Origin of the sequence: Mycolicibacterium lacusdiani, from assembly GCF_021916785.1 — a bacterium.
Lineage (GTDB): Bacteria > Actinomycetota > Actinomycetes > Mycobacteriales > Mycobacteriaceae > Mycobacterium > Mycobacterium lacusdiani.
On sequence record NZ_JAKCFC010000005.1, the window covers coordinates 190,906 to 215,155 of the forward strand.

The 24,250-nt window shown below is 67.9% G+C and carries 24 protein-coding genes; 20 read left to right on the plus strand and 4 right to left on the minus strand.

Annotated elements, in window-relative coordinates; translation table 11 throughout:
• The first annotated feature begins 18 nt into the window (after positions 1-18).
• From sufD to LOK44_RS17470, 5 genes are read left to right on the plus strand one after another with little or no spacing between them, the layout of a single operon-like run.
• Positions 19-1,224, plus strand: coding sequence for a Fe-S cluster assembly protein SufD (sufD, locus tag LOK44_RS17450; RefSeq protein ID WP_237571355.1), 1,206 nt, complete (start codon positions 19-21; stop codon positions 1,222-1,224).
• Between the two features lies 1 nt (position 1,225).
• Positions 1,226-1,999, plus strand: coding sequence for a Fe-S cluster assembly ATPase SufC (gene sufC, locus LOK44_RS17455; RefSeq protein ID WP_237571356.1), 774 nt, complete (start codon positions 1,226-1,228; stop codon positions 1,997-1,999).
• A gap of 1 nt (position 2,000) precedes the next feature.
• Positions 2,001-3,272 carry a cysteine desulfurase gene (locus tag LOK44_RS17460; RefSeq protein ID WP_237571357.1) on the plus strand — a complete coding sequence of 424 codons (1,272 nt, stop codon included), beginning with the start codon at positions 2,001-2,003 and terminating at the stop codon, positions 3,270-3,272.
• Between the two features lie 5 nt (positions 3,273-3,277).
• Positions 3,278-3,790, plus strand: coding sequence for a Fe-S cluster assembly sulfur transfer protein SufU (sufU, locus tag LOK44_RS17465; RefSeq protein WP_237571358.1), 513 nt, complete (start codon positions 3,278-3,280; stop codon positions 3,788-3,790).
• The gene (locus LOK44_RS17470; RefSeq protein WP_237571359.1) at positions 3,787-4,134 is read left to right on the plus strand and encodes a metal-sulfur cluster assembly factor; all 348 of its coding nucleotides are present in this window, start codon (positions 3,787-3,789) and stop codon (positions 4,132-4,134) included. The genes sufU and LOK44_RS17470 overlap by 4 nt, the downstream gene beginning before the upstream one ends.
• A gap of 19 nt (positions 4,135-4,153) precedes the next feature.
• Here the strand turns inward: LOK44_RS17470 and LOK44_RS17475 are convergent, their stop codons facing one another.
• Together LOK44_RS17475 and LOK44_RS17480 are read right to left on the minus strand one after the other, a co-directional pair.
• Positions 4,154-5,431 carry an HNH endonuclease gene (locus tag LOK44_RS17475; RefSeq protein WP_237571360.1) on the minus strand — a complete coding sequence of 426 codons (1,278 nt, stop codon included), beginning with the start codon at positions 5,429-5,431 and terminating at the stop codon, positions 4,154-4,156.
• Between the two features lie 53 nt (positions 5,432-5,484).
• On the minus strand, positions 5,485-6,420 hold the full coding sequence (locus tag LOK44_RS17480) for a methionyl-tRNA formyltransferase (protein WP_237571361.1): 936 nt from the start codon (positions 6,418-6,420) through the stop codon (positions 5,485-5,487).
• A gap of 326 nt (positions 6,421-6,746) precedes the next feature.
• Here LOK44_RS17480 and LOK44_RS17485 point away from each other — a divergent pair, with 326 nt between their 5' ends.
• The 7 genes from LOK44_RS17485 to LOK44_RS17515 all read left to right on the plus strand — a co-directional run bounded on the left by LOK44_RS17485 (position 6,747) and on the right by LOK44_RS17515 (position 12,810).
• Positions 6,747-7,631 (plus strand): ATP-grasp fold amidoligase family protein, encoded by an 885-nt coding sequence (locus tag LOK44_RS17485; RefSeq protein ID WP_237571362.1) that lies wholly within the window; start codon positions 6,747-6,749, stop codon positions 7,629-7,631.
• 70 nt (positions 7,632-7,701) lie between these two features.
• Positions 7,702-8,340 (plus strand): hypothetical protein, encoded by a 639-nt coding sequence (locus LOK44_RS17490; protein WP_237571363.1) that lies wholly within the window; start codon positions 7,702-7,704, stop codon positions 8,338-8,340.
• A 52-nt stretch (positions 8,341-8,392) separates the two neighbouring features.
• On the plus strand, positions 8,393-9,493 hold the full coding sequence (locus LOK44_RS17495; RefSeq protein WP_283817853.1) for an oxidoreductase: 1,101 nt from the start codon (positions 8,393-8,395) through the stop codon (positions 9,491-9,493).
• Positions 9,494-9,559: 66 nt separating this feature from the next.
• On the plus strand, positions 9,560-9,925 hold the full coding sequence (gene trxA, locus LOK44_RS17500; protein WP_163917740.1) for a thioredoxin: 366 nt from the start codon (positions 9,560-9,562) through the stop codon (positions 9,923-9,925).
• 41 nt (positions 9,926-9,966) lie between these two features.
• Positions 9,967-10,803: an enoyl-CoA hydratase gene (locus LOK44_RS17505; RefSeq protein ID WP_237571365.1), complete on the plus strand. Its 837-nt coding sequence runs from the start codon at positions 9,967-9,969 to the stop codon at positions 10,801-10,803.
• 70 nt (positions 10,804-10,873) lie between these two features.
• Positions 10,874-12,502: an ABC-F family ATP-binding cassette domain-containing protein gene (locus tag LOK44_RS17510; protein ID WP_237571366.1), complete on the plus strand. Its 1,629-nt coding sequence runs from the start codon at positions 10,874-10,876 to the stop codon at positions 12,500-12,502.
• 122 nt (positions 12,503-12,624) lie between these two features.
• Complete coding sequence (locus LOK44_RS17515; RefSeq protein ID WP_163917737.1) at positions 12,625-12,810, plus strand: helix-turn-helix domain-containing protein; 186 nt, start codon at positions 12,625-12,627, stop codon at positions 12,808-12,810.
• Positions 12,811-12,821: 11 nt separating this feature from the next.
• On the opposite strand, the gene LOK44_RS17520 is transcribed toward LOK44_RS17515, so the two are convergent.
• Both LOK44_RS17520 and acnA read right to left on the minus strand, forming a co-directional pair.
• Positions 12,822-13,385 carry a TetR/AcrR family transcriptional regulator gene (locus LOK44_RS17520; protein ID WP_237571367.1) on the minus strand — a complete coding sequence of 188 codons (564 nt, stop codon included), beginning with the start codon at positions 13,383-13,385 and terminating at the stop codon, positions 12,822-12,824.
• Between the two features lie 37 nt (positions 13,386-13,422).
• Complete coding sequence (gene acnA, locus LOK44_RS17525) at positions 13,423-16,227, minus strand: aconitate hydratase AcnA (RefSeq protein WP_308192761.1); 2,805 nt, start codon at positions 16,225-16,227, stop codon at positions 13,423-13,425.
• A 142-nt stretch (positions 16,228-16,369) separates the two neighbouring features.
• Between acnA and LOK44_RS17530 the strand changes: the two genes are divergently transcribed.
• The 8 genes from LOK44_RS17530 to inhA all read left to right on the plus strand — a co-directional run bounded on the left by LOK44_RS17530 (position 16,370) and on the right by inhA (position 24,240).
• Positions 16,370-16,942, plus strand: a complete 573-nt coding sequence (locus LOK44_RS17530) for an Rv1476 family membrane protein (RefSeq protein WP_249783687.1) — start codon at positions 16,370-16,372, stop codon at positions 16,940-16,942.
• Between the two features lie 218 nt (positions 16,943-17,160).
• Positions 17,161-18,621: an NlpC/P60 family peptidoglycan endopeptidase RipA gene (gene ripA, locus LOK44_RS17535; protein ID WP_237571369.1), complete on the plus strand. Its 1,461-nt coding sequence runs from the start codon at positions 17,161-17,163 to the stop codon at positions 18,619-18,621.
• Positions 18,622-18,689: 68 nt separating this feature from the next.
• Positions 18,690-19,331, plus strand: coding sequence for an NlpC/P60 family peptidoglycan endopeptidase RipB (ripB, locus tag LOK44_RS17540; protein WP_237571535.1), 642 nt, complete (start codon positions 18,690-18,692; stop codon positions 19,329-19,331).
• Between the two features lie 142 nt (positions 19,332-19,473).
• Positions 19,474-20,616: a chaperone MoxR1 gene (gene moxR1, locus LOK44_RS17545; RefSeq protein ID WP_237571370.1), complete on the plus strand. Its 1,143-nt coding sequence runs from the start codon at positions 19,474-19,476 to the stop codon at positions 20,614-20,616.
• Positions 20,613-21,551, plus strand: a complete 939-nt coding sequence (locus LOK44_RS17550) for a DUF58 domain-containing protein (protein WP_163917730.1) — start codon at positions 20,613-20,615, stop codon at positions 21,549-21,551. The genes moxR1 and LOK44_RS17550 overlap by 4 nt, the downstream gene beginning before the upstream one ends.
• Positions 21,552-21,582: 31 nt before the next feature.
• On the plus strand, positions 21,583-22,590 hold the full coding sequence (locus tag LOK44_RS17555; RefSeq protein WP_163917729.1) for a VWA domain-containing protein: 1,008 nt from the start codon (positions 21,583-21,585) through the stop codon (positions 22,588-22,590).
• A gap of 74 nt (positions 22,591-22,664) precedes the next feature.
• Positions 22,665-23,381: a 3-oxoacyl-ACP reductase FabG1 gene (gene fabG1 / locus LOK44_RS17560; protein ID WP_237571371.1), complete on the plus strand. Its 717-nt coding sequence runs from the start codon at positions 22,665-22,667 to the stop codon at positions 23,379-23,381.
• Positions 23,382-23,430: 49 nt separating this feature from the next.
• Complete coding sequence (gene inhA, locus LOK44_RS17565; RefSeq protein WP_237571372.1) at positions 23,431-24,240, plus strand: NADH-dependent enoyl-ACP reductase InhA; 810 nt, start codon at positions 23,431-23,433, stop codon at positions 24,238-24,240.
• Positions 24,241-24,250 lie beyond the last annotated feature (10 nt).

The following is a 24,250-nucleotide window of genomic DNA, read 5'->3' on the forward strand; positions in this document are numbered from 1 at the left end:
AGCGACGGGAAGACGAGCATGACCCAGAACAATCTCACCGAAGCGGCCGAGGCCGCCAAGAACGGCGGGTCGACGCTGGCGGCCCTCAACAAGGGCGAGCTGTTCTCGTCCTTCGACGTCAACGCCTTCGAGGTACCGGGCGGTCGCGACGAACTGTGGCGGTTCACCCCGCTGAAGCGACTGCGCGGCCTGCACGACGGATCGGCTCCCGCCACCGGCTCGGCGACGATCGCGGTCACCGACCGCCCCGGCGTCACCGTCGAGACGGTCCAGCGCGGCGACGCACGCCTAGGCCAGGGCGGCGTGCCGTCGGATCGGGTTGCTGCGCAGGCATTCTCGTCGTTCGAGCAGGCCACCATCGTCACGGTCGCGCGTGACACCGAGGTGTCCGAGCCCATCGAGATCACCGTCGACGGACCCGGCGAGGGCGCAGTGGCCTACGGCCACCTGCAGATTCGCATCGAGGAACTGTCCCGCGCGATCGTCGTGGTGGACCTGCGGGGCAGCGGCACCTACGCCGACAACGTCGAGATCATCGTCGGCGACGCCGCCGGCCTCGGCGTCATCTGGATCGCCGACTGGGCCGACGACATGGTGCACGTCAGCGCCCATCACGCGAAGCTCGGCAAGGACTCCGTGCTGGGCCACGTCAACGTCACCCTCGGTGGCGACGTCGTGCGTACCGCGGCGAGCGTGCGGTTCACCGCGCCCGGCGGCGACGCGCAGATGCTCGGCACCTACTTCGCCGACGACGGGCAGCACTTCGAGTCACGGCTGCTGATCGACCACGCGCAGCCGAACTGCAAGTCCGACGTGCTGTACAAGGGTGCGCTGCAAGGCGATCCGGACTCCAAGAAGCCAGACGCCCACACGGTGTGGATCGGCGACGTGCTGATCCGTGCCGAGGCCACCGGCACCGACACCTACGAGGCGAACCGCAACCTGGTGCTCACCGACGGTGCCCGCGCCGACTCGGTGCCCAACCTCGAGATCGAGACCGGCGAGATCGCCGGCGCCGGACACGCCAGTGCGACCGGCCGGTTCGACGACGAGCAGCTGTTCTACCTGCGTGCCCGCGGCATCCCCGAGGAGCAGGCCCGTCGCCTGGTGGTGCGCGGTTTCTTCGGCGAGATCATCGCCAAGATCGCCGTGCCCGCAGTGCGTGAGCGACTGACCGAAGCCATCGAACGAGAACTAGCCATCACCGAATCGAGAAGTAGCTGACATGACCACTCTTGAAGTGAAAGACCTCCACGCCTCCGTCATCTCCGCCGAGGGCGGCGCCGACATCGAGATCCTCAAGGGCGTGAACCTGACCGTGCGGTCGGGGGAGACCCATGCGGTCATGGGGCCCAACGGATCCGGCAAGTCGACGCTGTCCTACGCCATCGCCGGCCACCCGAAGTACACCGTCACATCGGGATCGATCACGCTCGACGGCGAGGACGTCCTCGAGATGAGCATTGACGAGCGCGCCCGTGCGGGCCTGTTCCTGGCGATGCAGTACCCCGTCGAGGTGCCCGGTGTGTCGATGTCGAACTTCCTGCGCACGGCAGCCACCGCGGTTCGCGGCGAGGCGCCGAAGCTCCGGCACTGGGTCAAGGAGGTCAAGACCGCGATGAGCGATCTCGACATCGACCCGGCGTTCAGCGAGCGCAGCGTCAACGAAGGCTTCTCCGGCGGCGAGAAGAAGCGCCACGAGATCCTGCAGCTCGGTCTGCTCAAGCCGAAGATCGCGATCCTCGACGAGACCGACTCGGGCCTCGACGTCGACGCGCTGCGCGTCGTCAGCGAGGGCGTCAACCGCTACGCCGCGACCGAGAACGCCGGCGTCCTGCTAATCACGCACTACACGCGGATCCTGCGCTACATCCAGCCGCAGTTCGTGCACGTCTTCTTCGACGGTCGGATCATCGAGTCCGGCGGGCCGGAGTTGGCGGACGAACTCGAGGAGAACGGCTACGAGCGCTTCACGCAGTCTGCCGCTTCGGGAGCCTGACGTGACGGCCACGCGGACTTCTGACGTCGACGTGGCCGTGGACGTCGACCGGATTCGCGCGGACTTCCCGATCCTCGACCGGGTGATGCGTGGCGGAAACCGGTTGGCGTACCTCGACTCCGGTGCCACGTCGCAGAAGCCGCTCGCCGTCCTCGACGCCGAGCGCGACTTCCTGCTGACCTCCAACGGTGCGGTGCACCGCGGGGCCCATCAGTTGATGGAGGAGTCGACCGACGCCTACGAGCAAGGGCGGGCGGACATCGCTCGCTTCGTGGGGGCAGGCACCGACGAACTCGTGTTCACCAAGAACGCGACGGAGGCGATCAACCTGGTCGCCTACACGATGGGCGACAGTCGGTTCGAGCGCGCAGTCGGCCCGGGCGACGTGATCGTCACGACCGAACTCGAACACCACGCCAACCTGATTCCCTGGCAGGAACTGGCGTTGCGCACCGGCGCGACGCTGCGTTGGTATGGCGTAACCGACGACGGCCGCATCGATCTGGACTCCCTCGAACTCGACGAGCGAGTCAAGGTCGTGGCCTTCAGCCACCATTCGAACGTCACCGGTGCCGTGGCGCCGGTCGCGGAACTCGTGTCGCGCGCCAAGGCGGTCGGAGCGCTGACCGTGCTGGACGCCTGCCAGTCGGTGCCGCACCAGCCCGTCGACTTCCACGCCCTCGACATCGACTTCGCCGCCTTCTCCGGGCACAAGATGCTCGGTCCCACCGGGATCGGCTTGCTCTACGGCAGGCAGCAAGTGCTGGAGCAGATGCCGCCGTTCCTGACCGGTGGATCGATGATCGAGACCGTCACGATGGAGGCGACCACCTACGCCCCGGCGCCGCAGCGCTTCGAGGCAGGCACCCCGATGACGTCGCAGGTCGTCGGACTGGGCGCAGCCGCACGGTATTTGGACGACATCGGCATGGCCGCGGCGCACCAGCACGAGGCGCGGTTGGTGGCTGCGGCCCTCGAGGGCCTCGGGGGCATCGACGGCGTCCGCATCATCGGGCCGAGCACGCTCGAGAATCGGGGTTCGCCGGTGTCGTTCGTGGTGGACGGCGTGCACGCCCACGACGTCGGGCAGGTACTCGACGACGAGGGCGTGGCCGTGCGGGTCGGCCACCATTGCGCGTGGCCGCTGCACCGTCGGTTCGGCATCGCGGCGACTGCGCGCGCGTCGTTCGCCGTCTACAACACGCTCGACGAGGTCGACAGACTGGTCGCGGGCGTTCGGCGGGCGATCGACTTCTTCGGGGCGGGGGACTGACCGTCGTGCGCCTGGAGCAGATGTATCAGGAAGTGATCCTCGATCACTACAAGCGCCCCCACAACCGCGGGCTGCGTGACCCGTTCGCCGCGGAGGTGTCGCACGTCAATCCGACTTGCGGCGACGAGGTGACGTTGCGCGTGACGCTGTCGGGTGACGGCGAGACGGTCACCGACGTGTCCTACGACGGTCAGGGCTGTTCGATCAGCCAGGCCTCGACGTCGGTGCTCACCGACCAGGTGATCGGCCTGACGGTGGGGGATGCGATGAAGACCGTCGCGTCGTTCACCGAGATGGTGTCGTCGCGCGGAACCATCGACGGTGACGAGGACGTAATAGGCGATGGCATCGCCTTCGCAGGGGTAGCCAAGTACCCGGCGCGCGTGAAGTGCGCGCTGCTGGGCTGGATGGCGTTCAAGGCGGCGCTGGCGGAGGCCATGCCATCAGATGAAGCGCTGGCCGAGGCCATGCCACAAGACCAGATCGAGGCGCAAGCCAGTAAAGGAGACGCCGGATGAGCGACACCGCGGTGCCCAATGAGGAGTTCCAAGCCGACCTCGAGGAGGCGATGCGTGACGTCGTCGACCCCGAACTCGGCATCAACGTCGTGGACCTGGGCCTCGTCTACGGCCTGGACGTCGAGGAGGGCGACGCCGGCAAGGTGGCGCTCATCGACATGACGCTGACGTCGGCTGCCTGCCCGCTGACGGACGTCATCGAGGATCAGTCGCGCAGCGCGCTCGTCGGTGCCGGCCTGGTCAACGACATCAAGATCAACTGGGTGTGGAACCCGCCGTGGGGACCGGACAAGATCACCGAGGACGGCCGCGAGCAGCTGCGCGCGCTCGGCTTCACCGTCTAGGTATTCGTCTGCCGCCTTCTCAGGCGGCGCGGCGGAACACGACTCGGAAGCGTGCGACGTCGATGCTGGTGACGTGGTCGCTGTTGCGGCCGGGCAGTGGTGGGGCCTTGCCGGTGTAGGTGGTTCCGGTGGGTGTGATGACTTCGGTTGTATGACAACCAAACCTCTTCGACGTGCGGACGCGCCAGCCGGGTGCTTCCTTGGCGTAGTTGCACGCTTCGCACATGCCGTTGCCGTTGAGTGCGGAGGTGGGTCCGCCGCGCGCGTTGGGTTGGGCGTGGTCGGTGTGGCGGATCGGTGCGTTGCAGTAGGGGGTGCGGCAGGTGTCGTCGCGTAGCGCGATGAACGCCGTCAACGCCTTCGGGAATCGTCGGGCGCGGGATTCCATCGTCACCAGTGTGCCGGTCTTGGGGTGGCGGTAGAGGCGGCGCAGGGTGGCGCGGGATCGGTCGTCGCCGACGGCGTCGGAGATGAGGTGGCGGGCGACTGCTGCGGGGATGGGTCCGTGGCCGGGGATGCGGGCGGGTTCGGTGTCCCCGCCGAGGAGGGTTTCGTCGGTGATGACCAGGTCGACGGTGACCGGGATGGGGGTGTCGGCGGGGCGGCCGGTGATGCGTTCGACGGCGGTGTCGGCCATGACCTGGCCGCGGCTGCGGCCGTCGCTGGTGGTGTCGGCGGCCTGCTTGAGGGCGGCGTAGACCGATACGCCCTGGGCGACGGGGAGCAGGATGCTCACCCAGGCCATGGCGTCGGGAGCGGGCCGGACCCACACACCGCGTTCCGTCTCCGCCTGGCGGGCGCGTTCGACCACGGCGTGCGGGTCGAGGCGGTAGGCGATGGCCCTGGCGTCGGCTGTGATCCGCTTGTCGCCCTTGCCGATCAGCGCGGTGGGGTCGGCGCACATCTCGGCATCGAGGGTGCGGCGGTCTTCGACCTCGAGGCAGGCCGATTCCTTGACCAGCAGCGTCGCCCGCCATTCGGAGAGCGCGCCGGTTTCGAGGGCGGCGAGGGTGTGGGGCATTTCGTGGACCAGGGCGCGGGCGAACCCGAGGTGGCGGCCGCCCTGGTTGGGTGACTCGCGTCGGGCGAGGCCGATCTCGGAGGCGAGGCCTTGGCCGCGCTTGCGTAGTGGGATGCCGGCGTCGGCTTCTGCGGTGCGGCGCATCAGGTCCAGGGCGGCGGTCATCCGGGCCTGGGCTGCGGCGGCGGTGGACTTGAGCCGTTCCAGCTCGGTGATGCGGTCGATCAGGCCGGCCTCGTCCACCGTGGTGGGGTCGAAGTCGAGCGTGTCGAACACGTGTTCGAGTATGCCACCTCGGTCTGACAAACCACGCGCGGAAGTCGGCCTCCCTACGCCTGCTGCAGATACCCGCCGCGGGCGAACGCGTCGCTGCCCGCGCGCTCGATGCCGTCGGCGCCCTGCACCCGCGTGATGACCAGGGCACGGTTGGCGCCCCGGTGGGCGTTCGGGCCGCACACCACGGCGCCGCCGCCCTCCTGCACGATCACCCGTCCGACCGTGCCGCCGAACCGCGCCTTCGACGTGTGCGCCTCCAGCACCTCCAGGCGCTCGCCTCGGTAGAACGTGAACGCCCGCGGATACGGAGCCGACAGCGCACGCACGAACCGCTCGAGATCCTCTGCGGGCCAACTTGGTTCGAGTAAGCTGTCCCGCTCCGAACGCTTGTGGAAGTACGTCTGCTCGTCCCTGTTCTGCGGCCGCCAGACCGGCGTCCCCGATTCCAGCGCGTCGAGCGCGTCGCGAAGTACCTCGGGAATCAGGTCCATGGTCCGCAGGACCAACTCGGTGCCCGTATCGGTGCTTCCGATCGGCAACGACCGCTGGACGAGCACGTCGCCGGTATCCAAGCCCTCGTCCATGCGATGAACGGTCAGGCCCGTGTGGGTCTCCCCGCTGATCAACGCCCACAGCACGGGCGAGAACCCGGTGCCCCGCGGCAACATCGAGTCGTGAAAGTTCAAGGTGCCGTGCGGCGGAAGGTCGTACAACTCGGCGGGCCACTTGGTGTACCAGCTGTTGACGACGTTGACGTCGGGCTCGGATCGCTTGACGAGATCGATGGTCTCGGCATCGATCCGGTCGGTGAGATGCACCGGAATGTCGTGCTCGCGGGCGAGTTCCTCGACCGAGTCCGACCAGATCGCCTTGTAGGACTGCGTGCTCGCGGGGTGCGTGACCACCAGCGGGACGTCCTGATCCAAGTCGAGCAGGGCCTGCAGGGTGCGGCGGCCCCACGTCTGGAAACCGAAGAAGACGACGCGCATCGCTGAGTTCCTCCATGGAGTCGGGGCCGGACGGGTGGGGTCCCGATCTTCGGGGACGTTGCTGACGCGGCCGTGGGTTACCTTAGCCTAAGCTCACTTGCGATGGTCAAATCGACTTCGCTGACGGGCCGATGGTTCCATCGAAACCCCTCCACCAGGAAATTCTCCTACGTGGCCCCCACTAAGGTGTCAGAGTTTGGTAAGACTCTGGACATGACCTTGATGATGCGTTGTCGATGACTGAGTTGCTGAAAACGGAGGGTCTGGTCCAAGTCGCCGATGGGCGACCGAGGCCCCAGCGACCGAAGCGGTCGATCGAGGCATTCGTGCGTTGGGTGGAGCGGGCGGTGCACGCGTGGACGGCTCGGCTGGTGCCGACGCGGCTCCTGCGCCACGTCCTCTACCTGGGGATGATTCGCAAACCCGGCAACTTCCGTCGGCCACGCACCTTCAACGAGAAGGCCAACTGGCGGATCTTCAACGACCGGCGGGACCGCATCGTCGCCGCGTGCGACAAGACTCGGATGAAGGAGATGGCCCGAGCGGCCTACCCGGGGCCGAAGTTGCGGATCCCGCAGACCTACTGGTTCGGAACCGACTTGCGTACTGCGCCAGACCTATTCGCGCTGCCGCCGTGGGTGTTGAAGCCCAACCACAGCAGCGGGCAGGTGCTCTTCGGGCCCGACCCGGGGACCGACCTCGACGGGCTCGTCGATCAGACGCGGCACTGGGGAGAGCAAACCCCGGTGGCGCTCGGCGAGTGGGGTTACGAGGAAGCGAGGCCGGGCCTGCTGATCGAGGAACGCATCCCGACCCCCGACGGCGCCGCGCCGACCGATTACAAGTTCTTCGTCTTCGACGGCCGGGTCGAACTCATTCAGGTGAATCGAGGCCGGTTCACGTCCCAGACGGCCACTTTCCTCGACACCGACTGGAACCGGCTGGACGTGTGCTGGCGGATCATGCCCGTCGCCGACGAACCTCGCCCACCGGAGCTGGAGACGATGCTCGAGATCGCCAGCGCCTTGGGCTCGGGCTGGGACTTCATTAGAATCGACCTCTACGCCGTCGGCGGGACCGTCTGGTTCGGCGAGTACACGCCATACCCGGGTAGCGGACTACTCCGTTACCGGCCGATGAGCTTCGACGTCGAGCAGGGCAAGCACTGGAAACTGCCGACACTCGAGCAGGTGCGGCGCGGGCGACCCTGATCGAGCCCGCGGGGGTAGGTTGGCCGCGGGCCCGGCTTCGGGTGCTCGTGGATGCACCGTGGGAGGCAGCGTGGCTGGGACGAAGGACGCCATCGAGGTCTACGTGTCGACGCGCCGGCACCTGCGCGGCGTCGCCGAGAGCCTGGTCGCGGGACCGCAGTACCGGGCCGCCGGCACGGTCCGCCTCGCCGTGCGCCCCGACGGCTTCGCCGCCACCGCGCTGCCGCTGTCGGTGCACGCCACCGAGTTCACCTGGCAGGACGACTCGGCGCCGCTAGCCGGTCCGGTCGGGGCGCTCGCGGCGGCCGCAGGCGTCGACTACGGCCCGCCGGCAGGGTTGTACGACCTGCGCGATCCACTGCCAGCCGATGCGGAACTCGCCATCGACCCCGGTGCGGCGGAACTGCTGTATCGCTGCCTCTACGCGGGCGGATTCGCGCTCAAGCAGGCGCTGCCGGAAGAACATCCGGTGTTGTGGCCCGAGCACTTCGACGTCGCCGTCACCGAGGCCGAGGTGAACTACGGCGTCTCGGCGGGAGACGAGCACCACCCGCTGCCGTATGCGTACGTCGGCCCCGGGACGCCCCGCACGGGCGCGTTCTGGAACGCTCCCTTCGGCGCGCTGCGCCCCCTCGATCCCGGCCACGACGTCGACCGCCTCGCCGAGGAGATCGCCAGGTTCTTCGCCGAGGGCCGCGCCACCTCGTGATCGCGACGACCACGACGGAATCGCTTCGAGTCGAAGGGTGTTGCACGCTTACATGACCTCCGACCCCGGTGAGTTGTTCACGCCATTGACCGTTCGATCGATGACGATCCCGAACCGTTTCGCGATGGCGCCGATGACGCGACAGGCGTCACCGGGCGGCGTCCCCGGACGTGACGTCGCCGACTACTACGCACGTCGGGCGGCCGGGGGAGTCGGCCTCATCGTCACGGAGGGTGTCCGGCTGGGCGCTGCCGAATCGGCCTATCCCGATTCGGTGCCCACGCTCGTCGGCGACGACGCCGTGAACGGGTGGCGCGTCGTCACGAACGCAGTGCACTCCCACGGCGCGGTGATCGCCGCGCAGCTCTGGCATCAGGGCGGCGAGCGTCACCACGCCGACGGAGTCATCCCTGTCAGCCCGTCCGGCGTCGGCGGCACCGGCAAGCCGCGCGGGCGAGCGCTCACCGCCGACGAACTCGTCGACGTCGCCGCGGACTACGCCACTGCCGCCGCGAACGCCAAGGCGGCGGGTTTCGACGCCGTCGAGTTGCACGGTGCGCACGGCTACCTGCTCGACAGCTTCCTGTGGGAGAGGACCAACCTGCGGACGGACGCGTACGGCGGCTCCGCCGTCGAGCGCACGAAGTTCCCCGCCGAGGTGGTCGCCGCCGTGCGGGCCGCCGTAGGGCCCGACTTCCCTATCGTGTTCCGCTTCTCGCAGTGGAAGGGGACCGACTACGCCGCATCGATCGCCGACGACCCGACCGAACTGCAGGCGATCCTGGCCCCGCTGCTCGACGCAGGCGTGGACGTCCTGCACCCGTCGACCCGCAGGCACTACGCGGCGGCCTTCCCCGACCTCGATCCGGCGCTGAGCCTCGCGGGGTGGACGAAGAAGGTGACCGGAGCGCCGGTCATCGCCGTGGGATCGGTGGGCCTGCAGACCCAGTTCCGCAGTGAGAAGGACGGCGAGATCATCAAGCCGGCGTCGGTGGAGACCCTGATCGATCAGTTCGCAACCGGGGAGTTCGACGTCGTCGCGATCGGGCGGGCATTGTTGGCCGACCCCACATGGGTCAACCGGCTGCGAACGGGAACCCTGCAAGGGTTCGATGGCTACGACGCCCGCACCGCACTGGCTGCTCTGACCTGAGAACACCCAGCCGACAGCCCGTTCGCGCACTGGAACAACGGGATGGACCACGACGTTAGGAATCACGTGAGCACGCAAGACATCACTGCCGAGAAGTTCAACGAGACCATCACCGACAACGAGATCGTGCTGGTCGATTTTTGGGCGGAATGGTGCGGTCCCTGCAAGGCCTTCGCGCCGACGTTCTCCGCCTCGTCGGACAAGCACCCCGACGTGGTGCACGCCAAGGTCGACACCGAGGCGGAACCAGGACTCGCCCAGGCGGCCGAGATCCAGGCGATCCCGACCCTGATGGCGTTCAAGAAGGGCCACATGGTGTTCCGCCACTCGGGGATGCTTCCCGCGAAGGACCTGGACGCCGTGATCTCCCAGATCAAGGATTTCGACATCGAAGCGGCCATCGCCTCGCAGGGCGAAGCCGACCAGGCCTGACCTCCCCAAGGTCTGCGGAACGGGGGCGCGCACGCGATAGCGTGCACGTCGTGAGCGAGCAGAACGACGCGCCCCTCGTCCTCGTCGACCGGCCGCGACCAGAGGTCGCCGTGATCACCCTCAACCGCCCCGAGCGGATGAACTCGATGGCGTTCGACGTCATGGTGCCGCTGAAGGCGGTCCTCGACGAGGTGACCCACGACAACTCGGTACGCGCGGTCGTGCTGACCGGGGCGGGGCGCGGGTTCTCGTCCGGAGCCGACCACAAGTCCGCCGGATCGGTCCCGCACGTCGCCGGCCTCACCAGGCCGACGTTCGCGCTGCGGTCGATGGAGGTGCTCGACGACGTGATCCTCGCCATACGCAAGCTGCACCAGCCCGTCATCGCGGCGGTGAACGGCGCGGCCATCGGCGGCGGGTTGTGTCTGGCACTGGCCTGCGACATCAGGGTCGCCGCCGATGGCGCCTACTTCCGCGCGGCGGGCATCAACAACGGCCTCACCGCGAGCGAACTCGGCCTGTCCTACCTGCTACCACGTGCGATCGGCACCTCGCGAGCGTTCGAGGCCATGCTGACCGGGCGGGACATCGACGCCGCCGAGGCCGAGCGCATCGGACTGGTGTCCCGCACCGTCCCTGACGGCGAGCTACTGGACACCTGCTACGAGATGGCCGACCGCATCGCGGGGTTCTCCCGGCCGGGTATCGAGTTGACCAAGCGCACGCTCTGGAGTGGACTGGACGCCGGTAGCCTGGAAGGTCACATGCAGGCCGAGGGTCTTGGTCAACTCTACGTGCGTCTGCTCACCGCCAACTTCGAGGAGGCGGTTGCTGCGCGCGCCGAGAAACGGGACCCGGTCTTCACCGACGAGCGCTAGCGCGAGGAGTCGACTGCTAGTGACGAGAAGTAACGACGACGACGAATACACAGAGGGGTAGGTCAGCAGCGTGATCACCGCAACGGACCTGGAGGTCCGCGCCGGCGCGCGCACGCTGCTGTCCACCGAAGGCTCGGCACTGCGCATCCAACCGGGCGACCGCATCGGTCTGGTCGGCCGCAACGGCGCAGGCAAGACCACCACCATGCGCATCCTGGCGGGGGAGGGCGAGCCCTACGCGGGCAGGATCGAGCGGACCGGCGAGATCGGGTACCTCCCACAGGATCCCAGAGAAGGCGACCTCGACATGCTGGCCCGGGACCGCGTCCTGTCGGCGCGCGGGCTCGACATGCTGCTGTCCGACCTCGAGAAGCAGCAGACGATCATGGCCGAGGTCGCCGACGACGCCGCCCGCGACAAGGCGGTCCGTCGCTACGGCGAACTCGAGGAGCGCTTCGCCGCGCTCGGTGGATACGCCGCGGAGAGCGAGGCTGGCCGCATCTGCGCGAGCCTCGGCCTGCCGGAGCGCATCCTGACCCAGTCGCTGCGCACGCTGTCCGGTGGTCAGCGGCGTCGCGTCGAATTGGCCCGCATCCTGTTCGCGGCGTCGGACACCGGTTCGGGTTCAGATACCACCCTGCTCCTCGACGAACCCACCAACCACCTCGACGCCGACTCGATCGGTTGGCTGCGGTCGTTCCTGCAGAACCACGCCGGTGGACTAGTGGTCATCAGTCATGACGTGGAACTGCTCGCCGACGTCGTCAACCGCGTCTGGTTCCTCGACGCGGTGCGCGGCGAGGCGGACGTCTACAACATGGGCTGGCAGAAGTACCTCGACGCCCGGGCCACCGACGAGCAGCGCAGGCGCCGCGAACGGGCCAACGCCGAGAAGAAGGCGGGTGCGTTGCGCACCCAAGCCGCCAAGATGGGGGCCAAGGCCACCAAAGCCGTTGCCGCACAGAACATGCTGCGACGGGCCGAGCGCATGATCGCCGAACTCGACGACGAGCGCGTTGCCGACAAGGTCGCCAAGATCCGGTTCCCGACGCCAGCGGTATGCGGTCGCACGCCATTGGTGGCCAAGGGCCTGACCAAGACCTACGGCTCGCTCGAGATCTTCACCGGCGTAGACCTGGCGATCGACAAGGGTTCCCGCGTCGTCGTGCTGGGATTGAACGGCGCGGGCAAGACCACGCTGCTGCGCATCCTCGCGGGCGCCGAGAAGGCCGACGCCGGGGCGATCGAGCCCGGGCACGGCCTCAAGCTCGGGTACTTCGCCCAGGAGCACGACACGATCGACGGCCTCGCATCGGTGTGGGAGAACATCCGGCACGCGGCGCCCGACACCGGCGAACAGGAGTTGCGCAGCCTGCTCGGCGCCTTCATGTTCACCGGGCCCCAACTCGATCAACCGGCGGGCACGCTGTCCGGTGGTGAGAAGACGCGTCTGGCGCTGGCGGGTCTGGTGGCGTCGACGGCCAACGTGCTCCTGCTCGACGAACCGACCAACAACCTGGATCCGGCGTCTCGTGAGCAGGTGCTCGACGCCCTGCGCAGCTACGCCGGCGCGGTCGTTCTGGTGACCCATGATCCGGGCGCCGCCGAGGCGTTGGAACCGCAGCGGGTGGTGCTGCTTCCCGACGGCACCGAGGACTTCTGGTCTGACGAATACCGCGAACTCATCGAATTGGCCTGACGGCAGAGCCGCGTCGGGCCGTCTCCTCCGCAAACTCAGTTCTCGCCCACGGCGATTGAATCCGGATGGGCAGGGTATTACAACTCCCGCACACATCCGGAAGAGCTGCCGGGAGGGTATTGATGAGAGACACCAAGTCGCGCGATCAACTGCTCGACGAACTGCGAAGCGCTTACGAAAAAGGCGCGAGCATCCGATCACTCGTAGCGAGCACGGGACGGTCCTACGGGTCCATCCACGCGATGCTGCGCGAATCCGGCACCACCATGCGTAGCCGAGGCGGACCGAACCACCGCACGCGAAGCTAGTCAGACCCGATTCACCGTTGGCGGACGGACGCCTCCACCAGATCGAGTACTGCGCCTAGGCGTTCGGTGTCGTCGCCCGACGCGAGTCGGGCGACGAGGCCGTCCAGCACCAGATCGAGGTAGGTCTGCAGCACCGCGCTCGGCACGTCCTCACGCAACCGGCCTGCCTGTTTCTGTCTACGCAGCCGTTCGGTGGTCGCAGCCGACAACTCCGCCGAGCGTTCAGCCCAGCCCTTGTTGAACACCGGATCCGTGCGTAGTTTCCTGGCGATCTCCAGCCGCGTGGCCAGCCAATCGAACTGCTCGGGCGCGGCCAGCATGTCCCGCATGACCTGAACCAGTCCTTCACGGGCGGCGACGTCCGCCATGCGCTCGGCATCTTCGTGGGCCAACTCGAAGAACAGGGTGTCCTTGTCCTTGAAGTGGTGGAAGATGGCGCCGCGCGACAGCCCGATCGTCTGTTCGAGCCGCCGCACGGTCGCCTTGTCGTAGCCGTACTGAGCGAAGCACTTCCTTGCACCGTCGAGGATCTCGCGACGGCGCGCCGCGAGATGGTCCTCGGTCACCCGGGGCAAGGAAGCGCCTCGTCTTCTCTGCTTCTTCTGCCTGCGGTCAGTTCGACTTCAGCATGTTGCGCAGCACGTACTGCAGGATGCCGCCGTTGCGGTAGTAATCCGCCTCGCCGGGGGTGTCGATTCGGACCACCGCGTCGAACTCGACCTTGTCGCCGCCGGACTTGGTCGCCGTCACGTGCACCGTCTTGGGCGTCTTGCCCTCGTTGAGTGCCTCGATGCCCGAGATGTCGAACACCTCGGTGCCGTCGAGCTTGAGCGACGCCGCGGACTCGCCCTCGGGGAACTGCAGCGGGATGACGCCCATGCCGATCAGGTTCGACCGGTGGATGCGCTCGAACGACTCGGTGATCACCGCGCGCACGCCGAGCAGCGACGTGCCCTTGGCCGCCCAGTCGCGCGACGAGCCCGAGCCGTACTCCTTGCCGCCGAGCACGACCAGGGGAGTGCCCTGGGCGGCGTAGCTCTGCGCTGCGTCGTAGATGAACGCCTGCGGCGCGTCATCCTTGGTGAAGTCGCGCGTGTAACCGCCCGAGACGTCGTCGAGCAGCTGGTTCTTGAGGCGGATGTTCGCGAACGTGCCGCGGATCATCACCTCGTGGTTGCCACGACGCGACCCGTAGGAGTTGTAGTCCGCCTTGTCGACGCCGTGCTCGTCGAGGTACTGCGCAGCAGGCGTACCCGCCTTGATGTTGCCTGCAGGCGAGATGTGGTCGGTGGTCACCGAGTCGCCCAGCAGCGCCAGCACTCGAGCGCCGCTGATGTCGGTCACCGGCTGCGGCTCGGCGGGCATCCCGTCGAAGTACGGGGGCTTGCGCACGTAGGTCGACTTGGAATCCCACTCGAACGTGTCGCCACTCGGCGTCGGCAGGTTGCGCCACCGGTCGTCGCCCTTGAAGACGTCGGCGTAGTTCTTGCGGAACATCTCCTGGTTGATCGACGAGGCGATCGTCTCGGAGATCTCCTGCTGCGTCGGCCAGATGTCCTTCAGGAAGACGTCGTTGCCCTGCTCGTCCTTGCCGAGCGCGTCGTTCTGGAAGTCGAAGTCCATCGTGCCTGCCAGCGCGTAGGCGATGACCAGGGGCGGGGACGCCAGGTAGTTCATCTTGACGTCCGGGTTGATCCGGCCCTCGAAGTTGCGGTTGCCCGACAGCACCGCGGTCACGGACAGGTCGTTCTCGTTGATCGCGGCCGAGATCTCGTCGGACAGCGGTCCGCTGTTGCCGATGCAGGTGGTGCAGCCGTAACCCACCAGGAAGAAGCCCAGCTTCTCCAGGTACGGCCACACGCCGGCCTTGTCGTAGTAGTCGGTGACCACCTGCGAGCCCGGTGCCATCGTGGTCTTCACCCAGGGCTTGGCGGTCAGGCCCTTCTCGACGGCCTTCTTCGCCAGCAGGGCAGCGCCCATCATGACCTCGGGGTTCGAGGTGTTGGTGCACGACGTGATCGCGGCGATGGCCACGGCGCCATGGTCGAGCACGAACTCGCCGCGCTCGGCGGAGCGCACGGTGACCGGCTTGGTGGGCCTGCCCTCGGCGTTGTTCGCCGCGGAGTGCAGCGGCGCGGAGTCATCGTCGGCGAAGGAGAGCGTGACGGGATCGCTGCCGGGGAAGGTTCCCTCGACGGCCTCGTCGAGCTTGGTCTCCGGCGCGGGTTCACCGTTGGTGACGTAGTTGTGGATGTCCTTGCGGAAGGCCGACTTCGCGTCGTCGAGGGCGATGCGGTCCTGCGGACGCTTGGGTCCGGCGATCGACGGCACCACGTCGGACAGGTCCAGTTCGAGGTACTCGGAGAACTTCGGCTCACGGCTCGGGTCGTGCCACATGCCCTGCGCCTTGGCGTACGCCTCGACCAGTGCCAGCTGCTGCTCGTCGCGACCGGTCATGCGCAGGTAGTCGATGGTCACCTCGTCGATCGGGAAGATCGCTGCGGTGGAACCGAATTCGGGGCTCATGTTGCCGAGGGTGGCGCGGTTGGCCAGCGGCACCTCGGAGACGCCTTCGCCGTAGAACTCGACGAACTTGCCGACGACGCCGTGCTTGCGCAGCATCTCGGTCACGGTGAGGACGACGTCGGTTGCGGTCACGCCCGGGCGGCGCTCGCCGCTGAGCTTGAAGCCGACGACACGGGGGATGAGCATCGACACGGGCTGACCCAGCATCGCGGCCTCGGCCTCGATGCCGCCGACGCCCCAGCCGAGCACGCCGAGGCCGTTCTCCATCGTGGTGTGGGAGTCGGTGCCCACGCAGGTGTCGGGGTAGGCCACCCCGTCACGCAGCATCACGACGCTCGCCAGGTACTCGATGTTCACCTGGTGGACGATGCCGGTGCCGGGCGGGACGACCTTGAAGTCGTCGAACGCGCCCTGGCCCCAGCGCAGGAACTGGTAGCGCTCGCCGTTGCGCTCGTACTCGATCTCGACGTTGCGTTCGAAGGCGTTGGCGGTACCGAACAGGTCGGCGATCACCGAGTGGTCGATGACCAGGTCGGCGGGGGCGAGCGGGTTGACCTTCTGCGGGTCGCCACCGAGGTCGCCGACGGCCTCGCGCATGGTGGCCAGGTCGACGATGCACGGCACGCCGGTGAAGTCCTGCATGATCACCCGGGCCGGGGTGAACTGGATCTCGACGCTGGGATCGGCAGACGGATCCCACTTCGCGATCGCCTCGATGTGATCCTTCGTGATGTTCGCGCCGTCCTCGGTGCGAAGGAGGTTCTCGGCGAGCACCTTGAGGCTGTACGGGAGCTTCTCCGTGCCGGGTACGGCGTCCAGCCGATAGATCTCGTAGCTCTCGTCGCCGACCTTCAAGGTGTCGCGCGCGGAGAATGAATTCACGCTGCTCACATCAACTCCCGGTGTAGTAATCGCCGCGACGGGGCTGTGTCGGCGGCGCTTCCGATTCCTACAGTACGCTTGTCCTTTTAAGCGACCAAGGCCGGGGTCCAGTCTTGTCCCGATCCGTGTTCGATGCCAGTCGATCCCACTCATGGGGTGCCCGATCCCGTACCCTGCGCGTGTGACCGGACCACACGTCATTCCGTTCCCGCCGGCCTACATCCCGCCGGACGTGGACATCGTCGCCGTAAACGCCGCGGTGAGCAGGGACGGCGTCAGCGCGCCTGCGGCCGACGTGCCGGGGCTCAAGGCGGTCGTGGCCGATGCCAAGGCCAACGGCATCGACCTGAAGATCGTGGTGGTCCCGACCAATCCGCCGATCGACACCCCATTGCGCGACATCGCCACCGAGGTGGGGCAGGCACACCCGGGGTCCACGGTGCTGACGATCAGCCCATCCTTCGCGGGCACCTACAGCGAGGAATTCGACCGCGCCACCCTCGAGGCCGGCCAAGACGTCGCGAAGACCGGGAATCCGGTGCAATCGGCGACGAATTTCGTCGGCGAACTGGAAGCAACGCACTTCCCGTGGACCGCATTCACGGTCGTGCTCGTGATCGGTGTCCTGGCGGCGGCCGTTGCGACCCGGCTGCTGCAAGTTCGGGCCAGGCGTGCGCCCGCCGGTTCCGCCGTCGCGGAAGACGCTGCGCCGCCTGCGAACTGACCCGTTCTTCGCATTTCGGAAAAGGCTTCATAACCTTTCGATAACGCCGGTTTCAATTACAAGTTTGTAATTCGTTACTGGCGTTTCTTTAGCGCTTTTTGTGACGTACGGTGCAGAAGGTGCTCGATGTTGCAGGTGCGTTCAATGTGACTCATGTGACTCGGCACTCGACGGACATTCCGGCGCGTTCGCGCGCTGCCCTAGGAGACCGGAGACCCATGAGACGCATCACGAGCGCCTCTGCCTACCGCCTGTCGGGCCGGGTCGGCGCAAGCTCACTAGTGCTCGGAGTCCTCGTCGCCACGGTGTTCAGCCACGGCCCGGGGATCGCCGTGGCTGAACCGGGCGGCCCAGAAGGCATTTCCGCACTGGTGGCAGAGGTCGCCGATGCCAATCAGAGGCTCCAGAACCTCGGCAGTGAGATCCAGGCCGAGCAGGAGAGCGTCAACCAGGCAATCGTCGGCGTGCAGAGCGCCAGGGAAGCCGCCGACAAGGCCCGCGGCGAGGTGGAGGCCAGCAAGTCGGCACTCACCGAGGCCGATGCGGCAATCGCCTCCGCGCAGCAGCGGTTCGACCAGTTCGCGGCGTCGGCCTACGTGAATGGCCCGTCCGCGTCCTACCTCACCGCGGACGATCCGCGCGAGATCATCGACACCGCAGCCACCGGGCAGACGCTCGCCGTCAGTTCCCGGCAGGCGATCGACGACCTGATGCGCGCCCGCACCGAGCAGGCGAATCGCGACTCGGCCGCCCGCATGGCCCAGCAGAAGGCCGACCAGGCCCTCGCCGACGCCCAGTCCAGCCAGGACGCGGCGGTCAAGTCGCTCACCGACGCGCAGCAGACGTTCAAGGATCAGCAGCGCGAACTCGACCGCCTCAGCGCCGAACGGGCCTCGGCCCAGGCCAAGCTGGCGGAGGTCCGCAAGATGTCGGCATCGGCTCCGGCAGGCAATGCGTCCGCAGGCACTGCGTCCCCGCCCGCTGCGCCGGCCGGAAATGCGGTGACGCCGTCGGGCCCCTCGGCCGACTGGGACCGCAGCCCCGGGGCGCCTGCACCGGCCGGCGGGAACTGGGCGACGCCGTGGGACCCGACGCTGCCCGCCATTCCGAGCGCGTTCGTCAGTGGCGACCCGGTCGCGATCATCAACGCCATCCTCGGTATCGCGACCACGTCGATGCAGGCGACGCAGCAGATGGGTCGCAGCTTTCTGCAGAAGCTCGGAATCCTGCCCACGCCAACGGGAATCACCAACGGTGCCATCCCGCGGGTTTACGGACAGCAGGCCACCGAGTACGTCATCAAGCGCGGCATGGCCGTCATGGGCACGCCCTACTCGTGGGGCGGCGGCAACGCTGCCGGCGCCAGCCGCGGGATCGACTCCGGCTCGGGCACAGTCGGCTTCGACTGCTCGGGTCTGATGCTCTACATGTTCGCCGGCGTCGGCATCAAGCTCGACCACTACTCCGGCTCCCAGTACAACGCCGGCCGCAAGGTGCCGACGTCGGAGATGCGGCGCGGCGACATGCTGTTCTGGGGTCCCAACGCCAGCCAGCACGTCGCGATGTACCTCGGTGGCGGCCAGATGCTCGAGGCGCCGTACACCGGTTCGGTGGTGAAGGTCTCACCCGTCCGGACCAGCGGCATGACGCCGTACGCAACCCGACTCATCGAATGGTGATCTCCTTGGCTCCCAAGTCCTCTCGCATCGCCAAGGCGCTAGTGCCGCTGCTCGGCGCGCTGTCGCTGATGATCGGGCTCACGGTGCCCGCGGCGGCCGCGCCCGACGAGGGTGCCTGGGATCCGACGCTGCCGAAGGTGGCCAGCTCGGGGGCGCCCGGTGACCCGGTCGCCATCGCCAACGCGTCGTTCCAGGTGAGCCAGATCGCGTTGCAGACCACGCAGAACCTCGGACAGCAGTTCCTCTCCAGCATCGGTCTCGGCGGCAAACCCGCCGCGGCGGCACTGCCCGGCGGGCGCGTCCGCGGACCCGCGGCCATCGAGTACGTCATCAGGCGCGGCGGCTCCCAAATGGGCGTGCCGTACTCCTGGGGTGGCGGTGCGCTCAACGGGCCGAGCGCAGGCGTCGACTACGACGCGGGCAAGGTCGGCTACGACTGCTCGGGCTTCACCCGCTTCGCCTTCGCAGGCGTCGGCGTGCAGATCCCGAAGTACTCGGGCGACCAGTACAACACCGGTCGCAAGGTGCCACAGTCCCAAGCCAAGCGCGGCGATCTGCTGTTCTGGGGCCCCGGCGGCAGCCAGCACGTCGCCATCTACCTCGGCGGCGGCAAGATGCTCGAGGCGTCGGGCAGCGCCGAGAAGGTGACGGTCAGCCCGCTGCGCACGGCAGGTCTGCAGCCGTACCTCACGCGCATCATCGAGTCCTGAATCACCCGGGTCGCGACACTCGCCCGAACCGGGCAACGTCGACGGATCTCGAAGTGCCTGGAATAGTTGGGGACTAGCGCCCGCCGTCTGGCTGGGCGAGTCGGACCGGTAGGTCTGACGCGAGCGATGTGGAGGGTGCTTGATGACGTCACCGAGTGGGCCGCAGCAGGGCGCCGGAGGCTTTCCCGGTCCCGGCCCGGCGCAGGGCTACGCCGGCGGACCGCAGCAGACGCCGCCGCCTGCCAGCGCAGGTCTCCAGTCGGAGGTGCACACGCTGGAGCGCGCGATCTTCGAGGTGAAGCGCATCATCGTCGGCCAGGACCAACTCCTCGAGCGCATGCTCGTCGGCCTGCTCGCCAAGGGACACGTCCTGCTCGAGGGCGTCCCCGGTGTCGCGAAGACCCTCGCCGTCGAGACGTTCGCCAAGGTGGTCGGCGGAACGTTCGCCCGCATCCAGTTCACGCCCGACCTGGTGCCCACCGACATCGTCGGCACCCGGATCTACCGCGTGGGCAAGGAGGAGTTCGACACCGAGATCGGTCCGGTCATGGTGAACTTCCTGCTCGCCGACGAGATCAACCGCGCACCCGCCAAGGTGCAGTCGGCGCTGCTCGAGGTCATGGCCGAGCGCAAGGTGTCGATCGGCGGCAAGACGTTCCCGCTGCCCAACCCCTTCCTGGTCATGGCGACGCAGAACCCGATCGAGCAGGAGGGCGTCTACGCGCTCCCCGAGGCGCAGCGCGACCGCTTCCTGTTCAAGCTCAACATCGACTACCCGTCGCCCGAGGAAGAGCGCGAGATCATCTACCGGATGGGCGTCACCCCGCCCACGCCGAAGCAGATCCTCAACCCCGACGACCTGCTGCGCCTGCAGGGCGTGGCCTCCGGCGTCTTCGTCCACCACGCGCTCGTCGACTACGTGGTGCGCATCGTGACCGCGACGCGTGAGCCCGAGCGCTTCGGGATGCCCGACGCCAAGGCCTGGATCGCCTACGGTGCATCGCCGCGTGCGTCGCTCGGCATCATCGCAGCGTCGCGCGCGCTGGCGTTGATCCGCGGGCGTGACTACGTCATCCCGACCGACGTCGTCGAGATCATCCCGGACGTGCTGCGTCACCGCCTGGTGCTGACCTACGATGCGCTCGCCGACGAGGTGTCCGCGGAGACCGTGGTCAACCGCATCCTGCAGACGGTTGCGCTGCCCCAGGTCAATGCCATTCCGCAGCAAGGCCATTCGGTGGCGCCCGCTGTGCCCACCGCGGCAGCGGCGGCAAGCGGTCGGTGACCCGGTCCGAGGGCCGGGCAGTCGATCTGCCGTCACTGCAACGGGGTCAGATCCGTGACCCCGAACTCTCGGCGGCGCTGCGCAAGCTCGAACTGACGGTGCGCCGCAAGCTCGACGGCGTGCTGCACGGCGACTATCAGGGATTGATCCCGGGCCCTGGCTCGGAGCCGGGGGAGTCCCGGGTCTACCAGCCCGGCGACGACGTCCGTCGCATGGACTGGTCGGTGACGGCACGCACCACGACCCCGCACGTGCGGCAGATGATCGCCGACCGCGAACTCGAGACGTGGTTGGTCGTCGACGTCTCGGCGAGCCTCGACTTCGGCACGGCGGGCTGCGAGAAGCGCGACCTCGCAGTGGCCGCGGCCGCGGCGGTGGCGTTCCTCAACAGTGGTGGCGGGAACCGGCTGGGTGCCGTGATCACCAACGGTGACGCCACCAAGCGGGTGCCCGCCCTGTCCGGCCGGTTGCACGAGCAGGAGATCCTGCGGACCATCGCGACGATGCCCAAGGCGCCGGTGGGCGTGCGCGGTGACCTCGCGGCGGCCATCGATGCGCTGCGCAGGCCGGAGCGGCGCCGCGGCATGGCCGTGGTCATCAGTGACTTCCTGGGGCCAATCACGTGGATGAAGCCGTTGCGCGCCATCGCCGGTCGGCACGAGGTGCTGGGCATCGAGGTGCTCGATCCCCGTGACGTGGAACTGCCCGACGTCGGCGAGGTGATCCTGCAGGACACCGAATCCGGTGTGACGCGCGAGTTCACGATCGACGCTCAACTGCGCGAGGACTTCGCGAAGGCGGCAGGCGCACACCGCGCCGAGGTGGCCAGGACGCTGCGCCGGTGCGGTGCACCGCTGCTCACCCTGCGCACCGACCGCGACTGGATTGCCGACGTGGTGAGGTTCGTGGCGAACCGCCGTCTGGCTCTCCGGTAGCGAGGATTCGGGCTGAAATGGCAAGCAACACATGACATTACCCCTGCTCGGGCCGATGAGCCTGTCCGGCTTCGAACACCCCTGGTATCTGCTGTTCCTGATCGTGGTCGCCGCCGTGGCCGGGCTGTACGTCGTGGCGCAGCTGGCCCGGCAGAAGCGCATGCTGCGCTTCGCGAACATGGAGCTGCTCGAGAGCATCGCACCGAAGCGCAGCACGCGCTGGAAGCACCTGCCCGCGATCCTCCTCGTCTTGTCGATGGTGCTGTTCACCGTCGCGATGGCCGCGCCGACCAACGACGTTCGCATACCGCGCAATCGCGCGGTGGTCATGCTGGTGATCGACGTTTCGCAGTCGATGCGCGCCACCGACGTCGCACCGAACCGCCTGGTGGCCGCACAGGAGGCGGCGAAGCAGTTCGCCGACCAGCTGACCCCGGGAATCAACCTCGGTCTCATCGCCTACGCGGGTACGGCGACGGTGCTGGTGGCTCCGACGACGAACCGCGAGGCGTCGAAGGCTGCCATCGACAAGCTGCAACTGGCCGACCGCACCGCGACGGGCGAGGGCATCTTCACCGCGCTGCAGGCGATCGCCACCGTCGGCGCGGTCATCGGCGGGGGTGAGGACGCGCCGCCTGCGCGCGTCGTGCTGATGTCGGACGGCAAGGAGACGGTGCCCTCGAATCCAGACAACCCGAAGGGCGCCTACACCGCGGCCCGTACGGCCAAGGACCAGGGCGTGCCTGTCTCGACCGTGTCGTTCGGCACTCCGTATGGCTTCGTCGAGATCAACGGGCAGCGCCAGCCGGTGCCCGTCGACGACGAGATGCTGAAGAAGATCGCCGACCTCTCCGGGGGCAGCGCGTACACCGCGTCCAGCCTGCAGCAGCTCAAGGACGTCTTCACGACCCTGCAGGAGCAGATCGGGTACGAGACGATCAAGGGTGACGCGAGCGTCGGTTGGCTCCGGCTGGGCGCGTTCCTCCTGGCGTTCGCCGCACTCGGCGCCCTGCTGTTGAACCGCCGGCTGCCGGGCTGAGCCGGCCCTCGTGCCCGTGCCGCACCGCGGATCCGATTTCGATCACGCCCAGCCGAGGCGATAGGTTGGCCAGCATGCCGGAGTTCGTATCGCGCTCAGTCCTCGTCACCGGTGGCAACCGAGGCATCGGTCTCGCCATCGCCCAGCGCCTGGCCGCCGACGGACACAAGGTGGCCGTCACCCACCGTGGCTCCGGAGCGCCCGACGGCCTGTTCGGCGTCGAGTGCGACGTCACCGACAGCGCTGCCGTCGACCGCGCCTTCACCGAGGTCGAGGAGCATCAGGGTGCCGTCGAGGTCCTGGTCTCCAACGCCGGTATCTCCCAGGACGCGTTCCTCATCCGGATGACCGAGGAGCGCTTCGAGAACGTCATCGATGCCAACCTCACCGGCGCGTTCCGGGTGGCCCAGCGAGCCTCGCGCAGCATGCAGCGCAAGCGGTTCGGCCGGATCATCTTCATCGGCTCCGTCTCCGGCATGTGGGGCATCGGCAACCAGGCGAACTACGCGGCCGCCAAGGCCGGTCTGATCGGCATGGCGCGGTCGATCTCCCGTGAGCTGTCCAAGGCAGGCGTCACCGCCAACGTCGTGGCCCCGGGCTACATCGACACCGAGATGACCCGCTCGCTCGACGAGCGGATCCAGACCGGCGCATTGGAGTACATCCCCGCCAAGCGGGTCGGGACGGCCGAGGAGGTCGCCGGAGCCGTGAGCTTCCTGGCGTCGGAGGACGCGAGCTACATCGCCGGAGCCGTCATCCCCGTCGACGGCGGCATGGGCATGGGCCACTGATCTACGGGCTTCGGCTCGCCACCACTTCCCCCACCAAGGAGTCAGCAGAATGACAGGGTTTCTCGAGGGCAAGCGCATCCTCGTCACGGGCATCATCACCGACTCGTCGATCGCGTTCCACATCGCCAAGGTCGCACAGGAGGCGGGTGCCGAACTGGTGCTCACCGGCTTCGACCGCATGAAGCTGATCCAGCGCATCGCCGACCGGCTGCCGAACCCGGCGCCGCTGCTCGAACTCGACGTGCAGAACAGCGAGCACCTCGACAGCCTCGCCGGCCGCATCACCGAGGTAATCGGCGAGGGCAACAAGCTCGACGGCGTCGTGCACTCGATCGGGTTCATGCCGCAGACCGGAATGGGCATCAACCCGTTCTTCGACGCGCCGTACGAGGACGTGGCCAAGGGCATCCACATCTCGGCGTACTCCTACGCGTCGCTGGCGAAGGCGACACTGCCGGTGCTCAACTCCGGCGGCAGCATCGTCGGCATGGACTTCGATCCGACCCGAGCGATGCCCGCCTACAATTGGATGACCGTCGCCAAGAGCGCGCTCGAATCGGTGAACCGCTTCGTCGCCCGCGAGGCGGGGCCGTTCGGCGTCCGCTCGAACCTCGTTGCGGCCGGCCCGATTCGGACCCTGGCGATGAGCGCGATCGTCGGCGGAGCGCTCGGCGCCGAGGCGGGCGACCAGATGCGACTGCTCGAAGAGGGCTGGGATCAGCGCGCTCCCGTCGGCTGGAACATGAAGGACCCCACCCCCGTGGCCAAGACGGTGTGCGCGCTGCTGTCCGACTGGCTTCCCGCAACCACCGGTACCGTCGTGTACGCCGACGGCGGCGCACACACGCAGCTGCTGTAGATACTGCGCT

What these genes read in the sequence shown, in the direction of transcription:
- sufD (WP_237571355.1), top strand. Translation starts at nt 19, where the DNA reads ATGACCCAGAACAATCTCACCGAAGCGGCCGAGGCCGCCAAGAACGGC.
- sufC (WP_237571356.1), top strand. Translation starts at nt 1,226, where the DNA reads ATGACCACTCTTGAAGTGAAAGACCTCCACGCCTCCGTCATCTCCGCC.
- LOK44_RS17470 (WP_237571359.1), top strand. Translation starts at nt 3,787, where the DNA reads ATGAGCGACACCGCGGTGCCCAATGAGGAGTTCCAAGCCGACCTCGAG.
- LOK44_RS17480 (WP_237571361.1), bottom strand. Translation starts at nt 6,420, where the DNA reads ATGCGCGTCGTCTTCTTCGGTTTCCAGACGTGGGGCCGCCGCACCCTG.
- LOK44_RS17495 (WP_283817853.1), top strand. Translation starts at nt 8,393, where the DNA reads ATGACCTCCGACCCCGGTGAGTTGTTCACGCCATTGACCGTTCGATCG.
- LOK44_RS17515 (WP_163917737.1), top strand. Translation starts at nt 12,625, where the DNA reads ATGAGAGACACCAAGTCGCGCGATCAACTGCTCGACGAACTGCGAAGC.
- LOK44_RS17530 (WP_249783687.1), top strand. Translation starts at nt 16,370, where the DNA reads ATGGGGTGCCCGATCCCGTACCCTGCGCGTGTGACCGGACCACACGTC.
- ripA (WP_237571369.1), top strand. Translation starts at nt 17,161, where the DNA reads ATGAGACGCATCACGAGCGCCTCTGCCTACCGCCTGTCGGGCCGGGTC.
- ripB (WP_237571535.1), top strand. Translation starts at nt 18,690, where the DNA reads ATGATCGGGCTCACGGTGCCCGCGGCGGCCGCGCCCGACGAGGGTGCC.
- moxR1 (WP_237571370.1), top strand. Translation starts at nt 19,474, where the DNA reads ATGACGTCACCGAGTGGGCCGCAGCAGGGCGCCGGAGGCTTTCCCGGT.
- LOK44_RS17555 (WP_163917729.1), top strand. Translation starts at nt 21,583, where the DNA reads ATGACATTACCCCTGCTCGGGCCGATGAGCCTGTCCGGCTTCGAACAC.
- fabG1 (WP_237571371.1), top strand. Translation starts at nt 22,665, where the DNA reads ATGCCGGAGTTCGTATCGCGCTCAGTCCTCGTCACCGGTGGCAACCGA.
- inhA (WP_237571372.1), top strand. Translation starts at nt 23,431, where the DNA reads ATGACAGGGTTTCTCGAGGGCAAGCGCATCCTCGTCACGGGCATCATC.